General features: G+C 70.4%; 8 protein-coding genes. 7 read left to right on the top strand and 1 reads right to left on the bottom strand.

Annotated features, from left to right (window positions below):
- From CCS38_RS34100 to CCS38_RS34110, 3 genes are all read left to right on the top strand, one after another.
- A partial coding sequence (locus CCS38_RS34100; protein ID WP_223737393.1) for a HAMP domain-containing hybrid sensor histidine kinase/response regulator occupies positions 1-3530 on the top strand: 3530 nt, incomplete at its 5' end.
- Positions 3527-4108 carry a response regulator gene (locus tag CCS38_RS34105; protein ID WP_223737395.1) on the top strand — a complete coding sequence of 194 codons (582 nt, stop codon included), beginning with the start codon at positions 3527-3529 and terminating at the stop codon, positions 4106-4108. The genes CCS38_RS34100 and CCS38_RS34105, both read left to right, overlap by 4 nt.
- Before the next feature lie 82 nt (positions 4109-4190).
- Complete coding sequence (locus CCS38_RS34110) at positions 4191-4628, top strand: GNAT family N-acetyltransferase (RefSeq protein ID WP_223737397.1); 438 nt, start codon at positions 4191-4193, stop codon at positions 4626-4628.
- Positions 4629-4644: 16 nt separating this feature from the next.
- Here CCS38_RS34110 and CCS38_RS34115 read toward each other — a convergent pair whose 3' ends face one another.
- Positions 4645-5619 (bottom strand): arabinan endo-1,5-alpha-L-arabinosidase, encoded by a 975-nt coding sequence (locus CCS38_RS34115; RefSeq protein ID WP_223737400.1) that lies wholly within the window; start codon positions 5617-5619, stop codon positions 4645-4647.
- A 187-nt stretch (positions 5620-5806) separates the two neighbouring features.
- Between CCS38_RS34115 and CCS38_RS34120 the strand changes: the two genes are divergently transcribed.
- From CCS38_RS34120 to CCS38_RS34135, 4 genes are all read left to right on the top strand, one after another.
- A complete protein-coding gene (locus CCS38_RS34120; protein ID WP_223737402.1) occupies positions 5807-6703 on the top strand; it encodes an LLM class F420-dependent oxidoreductase in 897 nt (298 codons plus the stop codon).
- Between the two features lie 222 nt (positions 6704-6925).
- On the top strand, positions 6926-8275 hold the full coding sequence (locus CCS38_RS34125) for a hemolysin family protein (protein WP_223737404.1): 1350 nt from the start codon (positions 6926-6928) through the stop codon (positions 8273-8275).
- A complete protein-coding gene (locus tag CCS38_RS34130) occupies positions 8272-9291 on the top strand; it encodes a hemolysin family protein (RefSeq protein WP_223737406.1) in 1020 nt (339 codons plus the stop codon). The genes CCS38_RS34125 and CCS38_RS34130 overlap by 4 nt, the downstream gene beginning before the upstream one ends.
- A gap of 51 nt (positions 9292-9342) precedes the next feature.
- On the top strand, positions 9343-10116 hold the full coding sequence (locus CCS38_RS34135) for an SGNH/GDSL hydrolase family protein (protein WP_223737408.1): 774 nt from the start codon (positions 9343-9345) through the stop codon (positions 10114-10116).
- Positions 10117-10317: the final 201 nt, after the last annotated feature.

Here is a 10317-nt window from a genome sequence, read left to right on the forward strand (position 1 = left end):
AGACGATCACGGTGGAGGCGAAGGGCGAGATCCTGGAGCTGAAGTCGACGATCAACACCATGGTCGACCAGCTGCGGGCGTTCGCCGACGAGGTCACCCGGGTGGCCCGCGAGGTCGGCACCGAAGGACAGCTGGGCGGCCGGGCCCATGTGGCGGGCGTCTCCGGCGTGTGGAAGGACCTCACCGACAACGTCAATTTCATGGCGTCGAATCTGACCTCGCAGGTACGCAACATCGCCCAGGTGACCACGGCGGTCGCCACCGGCGACCTGAGCCAGAAGATCACGGTGGCTGCCCAGGGCGAGATCCTGGAGCTGAAGTCGACGATCAACACCATGGTCGACCAGCTCTCCGCCTTCGCCGACGAGGTCACCCGGGTCGCCCGCGAGGTCGGCACCGAAGGACGGCTCGGCGGCCGGGCACAGGTACGCGGCGTATCCGGCGTATGGAAGGACCTCACGCAGAACGTCAACTCCATGGCGGACAACCTCACTTCGCAGGTACGCAACATCGCGCAGGTCGCCACCGCCGTCGCCCAGGGCGACCTCGGCAAGACGATCACGGTGGAGGCGAAGGGCGAGATCCTGGAGCTGAAGTCGACGATCAACACCATGGTCGACCAGCTCTCCGCCTTCGCCGACGAGGTCACCCGGGTGGCCCGCGAGGTCGGCACCGAAGGGAATCTGGGCGGACAGGCGCAGGTCCGCGGCGTCTCCGGGGTGTGGAAGGAGCTGACGGACAACGTCAACTTCATGGCGCTGAACCTGACGTCGCAGGTACGCAACATCGCCCAGGTGACCACGGCCGTCGCCGACGGTGACCTGTCGAAGAAGATCACGGTGGACGCGCGCGGCGAGATCCTGCAGCTGAAGGACACCGTGAACACCATGGTCGAGCAGTTGCGCGCGTTCGCCGACGAGGTCACGCGAGTGGCCCGGGAAGTCGGTACGGAGGGGCGGCTCGGCGGCCGGGCACAGGTACGCGGCGTATCCGGAGTGTGGGAAGACCTGACGGAGAACGTCAACTTCATGGCGGACAACCTGACGTCGCAGGTACGCAATATCGCGCAGGTCGCCACCGCAGTCGCCCAGGGCGATCTGTCGAAGAAGATCGACGTGGACGCGCGCGGCGAGATCCTGGCGCTGAAGACGACCATCAACACAATGGTCGACACGCTCTCCTCGTTCTCCTCCGAGGTGACCCGCGTGGCCCGCGAGGTCGGCAGCGAGGGGCAGCTGGGCGGACAGGCTCGGGTCGAGGGCGTCTACGGCACCTGGAAGCGGCTGACCACCGGCGTCAACGAGCTGGCCTCGAACCTCACCACCCAGGTACGCGCCATCGCCGAGGTCGCCAGCGCGGTCACCCAGGGCGACATGTCGCGCTCCATCGCGGTCGAGGCCAAGGGCGAGGTCGCCGAGCTGAAGAACAACATCAACCTCATGGTGTCCAACCTCCGGGAAACCACCCGCGCCAAGGACTGGCTGGAGTCCAACCTCACCCGCATGGCTGCCCTCATGCAGGGCCACCGCGACCTGGTGGAGGTCGCCGGACTGATCCTCAGCGAGCTGACCCCGCTGGTCAACGCGCAGTTCGGCGCGTTCTTCCTGGCCGAGTCCGGTGAACGACCCGGCGAGGGCCTCCAGTTCATCGCCGGGTACGGCACCGACCAGGCCGGCGGCGAGAGCCCGCTCCCCGGCTCCGGGACCCCGGGCCGCGGGCTGATCGCCCAGGCGGCCGAGGAGAAGAAGCGCATTCTCGTACTGGACGCCCCGCCGGACTACATCACCATCAACTCCGGGCTCGGCGCGGCGCTTCCGGCCAGCATCGTCATCGTGCCGATCCTCTTCGAGGACGAGCTGCTCGGCGTGATCGAGCTGGCGTCGCTCAGCAGATTCAGCGATGTGCACCTGGCCTTCGTCGACCAGTTCGCCAATACCATCGCCGTCTCCTTCAACACGATCATCGCCAACTCGCGTACGGAATCGCTGCTTTCCCAGTCCCAGCGGCTCACCGCCGAGCTGCGTGAGCGCTCCGACGAGCTGCAGCGTTCCAACGCCGCGCTGGAGGAGAAGGCGGCACTGCTCGCGACCGCCTCGCAGTACAAGTCGGAGTTCCTCGCAAACATGTCGCACGAGCTGCGCACGCCGCTCAACTCGCTGCTGATCCTCTCCCGGCTGCTCGCCGACAACCCCGACGGCCATCTCTCCGAGCAGGACGTACAGTTCGCCGCCACGATCCACCGCTCGGGGTCCGATCTGCTCCAGCTGATCAGCGACATCCTCGATCTGTCGAAGATCGAGGCGGGCCGGATGGACGTTCACCCCAAGGACCTGTCCCTCGACAAGCTGCTCGACTATGTGCACGCCACCTTCCGGCCGCTGACCGCCGACCGTGGACTCGGCTTCGAGATCACCGTGGGCGACGACGTACCGCGCGAGCTGTACTCCGACGAGCAGCGCCTCCAGCAGGTCCTGCGCAATCTGCTGTCCAACGCGGTGAAATTCACCCACTCCGGCGGTGTGGAGCTGTGCGTCGAGCGGGTGCCGGGCGAGGAGTTCACGGAGGAGACGCTGCGGAACGCGGACGCCGTCGTCGCCTTCCGCGTCAAGGACACCGGCATCGGCATCTCCCCCGACAAGCTCCCGATGGTCTTCGAGGCGTTCAAGCAGGCCGAGGGCACCACCAACCGCAAGTACGGCGGCACCGGCCTCGGCCTGTCCATCAGCCGGGAGATCGCCGGGATGCTCGGCGGCCGGATCACCGCCGAGAGCGAGGTCGGCGTCGGCTCCCGGTTCACCCTGTACATCCCCGCGCGCCACCCCGGCGCCGTGGAGATCCCGACGCCGGAGGGCGACCCGCGCCCGGTGGAGGCCCTCGGTCCGGTCGCGGACCTGAACCCGGAGGAGTTGGTCCCCGCCACCCTCGACTGGCCGGACGACACGGCCGTCACACCGGACGACGTGGTCGGCACCGCGGCCGCCGCGGGCCCCGACGCCCGCGAGGACGCCTGGCCGCAGACGACGCGGCTCAAGGAGTGGCTGAGCGGGCGCCCGGGGCGGGTGCTGGCCGGGCGCCGGATCCTCGTCGTGGACGACGACATCCGCAACGTCTTCGCCCTCACACATGTCCTGGGCCGGGTCGGCATCACCGTGAAGTACGCGGAGAACGGCCGCGAGGGCCTGGAAGTCCTGCAGCGCACCCCCGACGTCTCCCTGATCCTGATGGACATCATGATGCCCGAGATGGACGGTTACGAGACCATCCGCGCCATCCGCAACACCCCCCGGCTGGCCGATCTGCCGATCATCGCGCTCACTGCGAAGGCCATGCCCGGGGACCGGGAGAAGGCGATCGACAGCGGCGCCGACGACTACGTCCCCAAGCCCGTGGACATCGACCGTCTGCTGTCGGTGATCTGCGCGCTGCTCGATCCGGAGAACGGCACGGCGTCGCCGGACGGCGGCGACGCGTCACAGGACGGCGATCCGTCGCAGGACGATGCCGGCGAGGCACCGAAGGGCAGGCCATGACCACCGTCGTACCCGACCAGTGCAGCATCCTCCTCGTCGACGACATGGAGGAAAACCTCGTCGCGCTGGAGGCCGTACTCGGCCCCCTCCACCAGAAGCTGGTCCGCGCCCGCTCCGGGGAGGAAGCCCTGAAGGCAATGCTGCGCCAGGACTTCGCGGTGGTGCTGCTGGATGTCGTGATGCCCGGCATGGACGGCTTCGAGACCGCCGGCACCATCAAGCGCCTCGATCAGACCAAGGACGTGCCCATCATCCTGGTGACCGGCGCCAACCCCGAAGCGGACTACGCCTACCGGGGATACGCGGTGGGCGCCGCGGACTTCCTGACCAAGCCCATCGACCCCTGGATGCTGCGGACCAAGGTCGGCATCTTCCTCGACCTGTACCGCAAGAACCAACGGCTGGCGGCGACCGCCCAGGAGCCGGTCAGCGGAGAACGGCTCGCGGACATCGCCCAGCAGCTCGCCCGCATCGAACTCCTCCTCCGCAACACCCCGGCCCCCGACCCCGCGGACATCGCCGACCGCGTCGCGGAAGTGGCCCGCTCCGTGGACAGCCTGCGCGGGGACGGGGGTTGACCCGTGCTCCGACCGGCGTTCCTGCGTCCCCTTGAGCGGAAATCGCTCGCCGCACACGCCGGTGATCTGCTTGGCTCGCCCCATGAGTGATCTTCTGAGTGGTCTCCGCATTCGTCCCGCCGCCCCCTCCGACATCGACGCCGTGCTGCGGTTCTGGCGCGACGCCGCGGAAGGCACGAGCATCAGCGACGACCACGACGGGGTGGCCCGGCTGGTCGCCCGGGACCCGGAGGCGCTGCTGCTGGCCGAGCGGGACGGCGAGCTGGCCGGCACGGTGATCGCCGGGTTCGACGGGTGGCGCTGCCACCTGTACCGGCTGGCAGTCCACCCCGACCGGCGGCGGCAGGGCATCGGGCGGGCGCTGCTGGCGGCCGCGGAGGAGCGGTTCGCGGCGCTGGGCGGGCGGCGCGCGGACGCGATGGTGCTCAACCGCAATGAACTCGCGCACCAAGCGTGGCATGCGTCCGGCTACGCCCCCGAGCCCCAGTGGAGCCGCTGGGTCCGCCATCTGACGGACTGAAGCGGCCCGCGGTCCGTCAGTACGCCGTCGGCCAACCCCCGCTCCAGTTCAGCAGGTTGACGCCCAGCTTGGGCGTGCCGCCGTCGTTGCCGTCGTAGTAGTGGTAGACGAGCAGGTCACCGTCGGCGTCGGGCATGACGTCCTGGCCGCCGGGGCCGATCACGGAGCCCTGCGACGCCATGACCACGGTGCCACCGTTGTTGGTCATCGCCACGCCGTTGCGGTCGTAGTACGGGCCGGTGGGGCTGGTGGCCCGGCCGACTTTGATCTTGTACGTGGAGCCGGTGCCGTTGCAGCACGTGTCGTACGAGGCGAAGAGGTAGTAGTAGCCGTTGCGCTTGACCACGGTCGGGCCCTCGACCGCCTTCGTGCCGGTCGGGCGCGCGGCCAGCGAGTGGCGGGTGGTGTCGCCCGCGTACTGCTTGCCGGTCGCCGGGTCGAGGCGGATCATCTTGAGCCCGCTCCACCAGGACCCGAAGGCCAGCCACCACTTGCCGTCGCTGTCGACGAACAGGTCCGGGTCGATGGCGTTGTAGTCGCTGCTGGAGGTGGAGGCGTGGACGATGCCCTGGTCGCTCCAACTTCCCGGCAGCCCGGTCGGGGAGGTGGCGAGCCCGATGGCGGAGGTGTTCGAGCCGAAGCGCGAGACGGCGTAGTACATGAGGTACCGGCCGCCCTGGTACGAGATGTCGGGCGCCCACGGGTCGTTCGTGGCCGAGTACCGGGACCACCAACTCGGCGGCGAGGCAAAGGCGTTGCCGCTGCGGGTGAAGGCGGTGCGGTCGGTGGAGGTGCGGGCTTCCAGGTAGCCGTGGGTGGAGTAGAGCAGGTACCGGCCGTCCGGCGCGCGGAGCATGGTCGGGTCGTGGACGACGACGTCACCGGTGACATGGCCCGGGCCGGGGTAGGCGGAGGCGCTCGCCGGCAGCAGGGCCAGCAGGACGGCGGCGGACGCGGCGAGGAAGGAAGATCTCAGGCGGGGGTGGCGCACGCGGTTCTCCTTTGCTCGGAGATTCACACGGCATGGCGTTCGGAATTTCGAACCATGCCCGCGACTTCGAACGGGAAAGTAGGGAATCGACGAGGGCACGTCAACGCTTCGCGCAGAGTTTGCAGAGTTTCGCGCTTTCGCGGCGGGAGCCGGAATACGCCGCGGGCCGCGGCGGGTTGCCGTCTGCATGACTTCCTCAGCCCAGTCCCCGCACGCACTCTTCGGCCGCATCGGTATCTGGAGTCCCGCCCTGCGCTCCCAGGACGCCGAGGGGGCCGCCCGGATCGCCGATGCCGTGGCGGAGCTCGAAGAGCTCGGATTCGGCACCGTGTGGCTGGGCGGCAGCCCGTCGGTGGCCGATGCCCGCAAGGTCGTGCAGGCCACCCGGCGCATCACCGTGGCCACCGGAATCCTCAGCATCTGGGACCACGACGCGTCCACCGTGGCCGCGGAGGCCGCCCAGCTGGAGAAGGAGGCGCCGGGACGGTTCGTCCTCGGTATCGGCGTCAGCCACAGCGCGCTCGCGCCGCAGTACGCCAAGCCGTACTCCGCGATGGTCGGGTACCTGGACGGGCTGGACGCGGCGCCCGAGCCGGTGCCGGCACCGCGGCGGGTGCTGGCCGCGCTCGGGCCCAAGATGCTGCGGCTCGCCGCCGACCGCGCGGCCGGGGCGCATCCGTACCTCGTCACCGCGGAGCACACTGCCCAGGCCCGTGCCGCGCTCGGCAGCGAGGCGCTGCTCGCGCCGGAGCTGAAGGTGGTGCTCGACACCGATCTGGAGCGGGCGCGCGGCACGGCCCGCGAGGCCCTCGCGATGTACCTGCGGCTGCCCAACTACACCGACAACCTGCTGCGGCTCGGCTTCGCCGAGGAGGACTTCGCCGGCGGCGGCAGCAACCGCCTCCTCGACGCCCTCTTCGCGCTGGGCGACGCGGAGACCGTCAGGGCTCGCCTGGACGCGTACTACGCAGCGGGCGCCGACCACGTCGCGCTCCAGGCCCTCGCCGGGGGCGGGCGCGCCGACCTGCCGCGTGCCCAGTGGCGCGAGCTGGCCTCCGCGCTCGGACTGACCACCACCGCCTGATATCGGAAAACACTCCACGCGGCGGCCCGGGACCGTTCCGGTCACCGGGCCGCTGCTTTGCCGGTCCTTTACTATGGATAGTCCCCCCGCTGCCGGATACACGGTCCGCAGCGCATTTCCCGAGGAAAGGTGTGAGCGTCCAGCCATGGGCGACCCTCCCAGTTGCAGTCGACATAGCGCGAACCTCCCGGACCTGTTCGACCATGGGACGGAGGTGACCCGATGACCGAGCTGCTCCTGTTGGCCGTGGCGTTCCTGCTGACGCTGGCCTGCGGTGTCTTCGTCGCGGCCGAGTTCTCGCTGACGACTGTCGAGCGCAGCGACCTCGAGCGCGCCGCCGAGCGCGGCGAGCGCGGCGCGGACAGCGCTCTCAAGGCCGTACGCGGCCTGACCTTCCAGCTCTCCGGCGCCCAGCTGGGCATCACGGTGACCGGCCTGGTCATCGGCATGCTCGCCAAGTCCTCCATCGCCGCGCTGCTCACCGGCCCCCTGGAGGCCGTGGGGCTGCCGCGGTCCGCGGGCGAGAGCACCGCGCTGATCCTCGGTACGGCCATTTCGACGGTCGTCCTGATGGTCGTCGGCGAGCTGGTGCCGAAGAACTGGGCGATCTCCAGCCCGCTGCCCATCGCCAAGCGCGTGGCCACGCTGCAGCGCGGCTTCAGCGCCTTGTTCAGGCCGCTGATCGGCCATCTGAACAACACCGCCAACCGTGTGGTGCGCCGGATGGGCCTGGAGCCGGCCGAGGAGCTGGCGTCCGCACGCGGCCCGCAGGAGCTGGTGGCGCTGGCCCGGCACTCCGCCAAGGAGGGTGCGCTGGAGGCGGACACGGCCGAGCTGTTCGTCCGTACGCTGAGCCTCGCCGACCTCACGGCGGAGAACGTCATGACCCCGCGGGTGCAGGTCACGGCCCTGGAGGTGCAGTGCACCGCCGAGGACGTGGCCAATGCGACCCGCGCCACCGGCCTGTCCCGCTTCCCGGTCTACCGCGGCAACCTGGACAGCGTCGTCGGCGTGGCGCACATCAAGGACGTGCTGGCCATACCGGCCGCGCGGCGGCGCCGGCACCCGGTCGCGGAGATGCTCCGCGAGCCGCTGCTGGTACCGGAGACGCTGCCGGTCAACGAGCTGCTGGACCGGCTGTCGGGCAAGCGGACGATGGCCGTGGTGATCGACGAGTACGGCGGCACGGCCGGCGTCGCGACGCTGGAGGACATCGTCGAGGAGGTCGTCGGCGAGGTCGTCGACGAGCACGACCCGCTGGAGACCCCGGACCTGGCCCCGGCCGGCAAGGACGAGGACGGCCGCACGCTGTACGACGCGGACGGCGCGGCCCGTTCCGACCAGCTGGAGCGGATCGGCCTGCGGATGCCGGAGGGCCCGTACGAGACGCTGGCCGGGCTGATCGCCACGGAGCTGGGCCGCATCCCGCAGGACGGCGACACGCTGTCGGTCGCCGGCTGGCGGATGGACGTCATGGACGCGTCCGGCCACCGGGCGGCGCGCGTACTGCTGCACGCCCCCGCGGCCGGTGACGCGGACGCCGCCCGTACGCACGAGGAGGCCGCCCGATGACCGCGCTGCAGCTCTTCATCGGCCTGCTCACGCTGGTCGTCAATGCCTTCTTCGTGGGTGCCGAGTTCGCGCTGATCTCGGTGCGCCGCAGCCAGATCGAGCCGTACGCCGAGCAGGGCGACCGCCGGGCCCGCAGCGTCATCTGGGGCCTGCAGCACGTCTCCGCGCTGATGGCGGCGGCCCAGCTGGGCATCACGCTGTGCACGCTGGTGCTGGGCGCGGTCGCCGAGCCGGCCATCGCCCACCTCCTGGAACCGCTCTTCCACGTCACCGGGGTACCGGAGTCCCTGATCCACCCGGTGTCCTTCGTGATCGCGCTGGCCCTGGCGACGTATCTGCACATGCTCTTCGGCGAGATGGTGCCGAAGAACATCGCGCTGGCCGCGCCGGTGCGCAGCGCGCTGCTGCTGGGGCCGCCGCTGGTGGCGATGGCGCGGGCGCTGCGTCCGGTGATCTTCGCGATCAACTCGTTCGCGAACGGGCTGCTGAAGCTGATGCGGGTGGAGGCCAAGGACGAGGTCGCCGCGACCTTCTCCGACGCCCAGCTGGTCAAGATGGTGGAGGACTCCTCCGACGCGGGCCTGCTGGACGACCGGGGCGCCGAGCGGCTGCGGGACGCGCTGGAGCTGGGCCGTCGCCCGGTCCGTGACGTGGTCCTGCCGGTGGAGAAGGTGGTCCACGCGCGGCTGGGCGTCACGCCGGAGGGCCTGGAGGACCTGGCCGCACGGTCGGGCTTCTCCCGCTTCCCCGTGGTCGACGGCTCCCGCCGCATCCTGGGCTATCTGCACGTGAAGGACGCGCTGGACGCGATGCCGCGGGACCTGCCGTTCCAGGTGTCCTCGATGCGGCCGATCGCCCGGGTGCGGGCCGCGACGCCGCTGGACGACGTGCTGACCGCGATGCGCGGCTCGCGCACCCACCTCGCCGCCGTGATCGGCGACGACGGGCGGCTGGCCGGGCTGGTCACGATGGAGGACGTGCTGCGGGAGCTGGTGCTCCAGCAACGGCCGGCGTAAGCCGAGGCTCCGCGCGAGCGATCCTGTACTGCGTATAGGATCGCTCGCGCCATGGAGATGAGTGCTGAGTACACCAGTTTTGTCGCGGTCGGGGATTCCTTCACCGAAGGGATGTCGGACGCGCTGCCGGACGGCTCGTACCGCGGCTGGGCCGATCTGCTCGCCGCCCGCCTCGCCGCCCGGACGCCCGGCTTCCAGTACGCGAACCTCGCCGTGCGCGGCAAGCTCATCGGCCAGATCGCCGCGGACCAGGCACCCGCGGCCGCGGCCATGGGCGCCGACCTGGTCACGCTGGTGGGCGGCCTGAACGACGTACTGCGCCCGAAGTGCGACGTCCCGCGGGTGTGCGCGCTCCTGGAGGAGGCCGCGGCGCGGCTGGCACCGAGCTGCAAGCAGCTGGTACTGATGCGCAGCCCGGGCCGACAGGGTCCGGTACTGGAGCGCTTCCGGCCGCGCATGGAGATGCTCTTCGACCACATCGACGAGGTCGCGCGGCGGCACGGCGCGCTCGTCGTGGACCTCTACGGCTCGGCGTCGCTCGGCGACCCGCGGCTGTGGGCGGACGACCGGCTGCACCTGACGGCCGAGGGTCACGAGCGGGTCGCCGAGGCCGTCTGGCAGGCGCTCGGCCTCCCGCCGGAGGCGGAGTGGGACGCGCCGCTGCCGCCTCCGGTGCCGCCGGGCTGGGTGGCCCGGCGCACGGCGGACGCGCGGTTCGCCCGGACACATCTGGTGCCGTGGATAGGCCGCCGGCTGACGGGCCGGTCGAGCGGCGACGGACGGCCGCCGAAGCGCCCGGATCTCCTTCCGTACGGGGAGGACTGACCGCATACGCAGGACCGGAGGGGCCGCGCACAGCCACGTGCGCGGCCCCTTTCGCATGCCTCGAACGGTATGGCCAGCACGGTATGACGGGCCAGAACTTCACGCAAGATATGTTAACAATGCGGAACTCTTCTGCTAGAACTGCTGCCCGTCCCTGTTGGCGCACCCCCGTCCCCGAGGTGGCACCTTCATGCCTGCACC

It is taken from the genome of Streptomyces purpurogeneiscleroticus, assembly GCF_020024005.1.
GTDB lineage: Bacteria > Actinomycetota > Actinomycetes > Streptomycetales > Streptomycetaceae > Streptomyces > Streptomyces purpurogeneiscleroticus.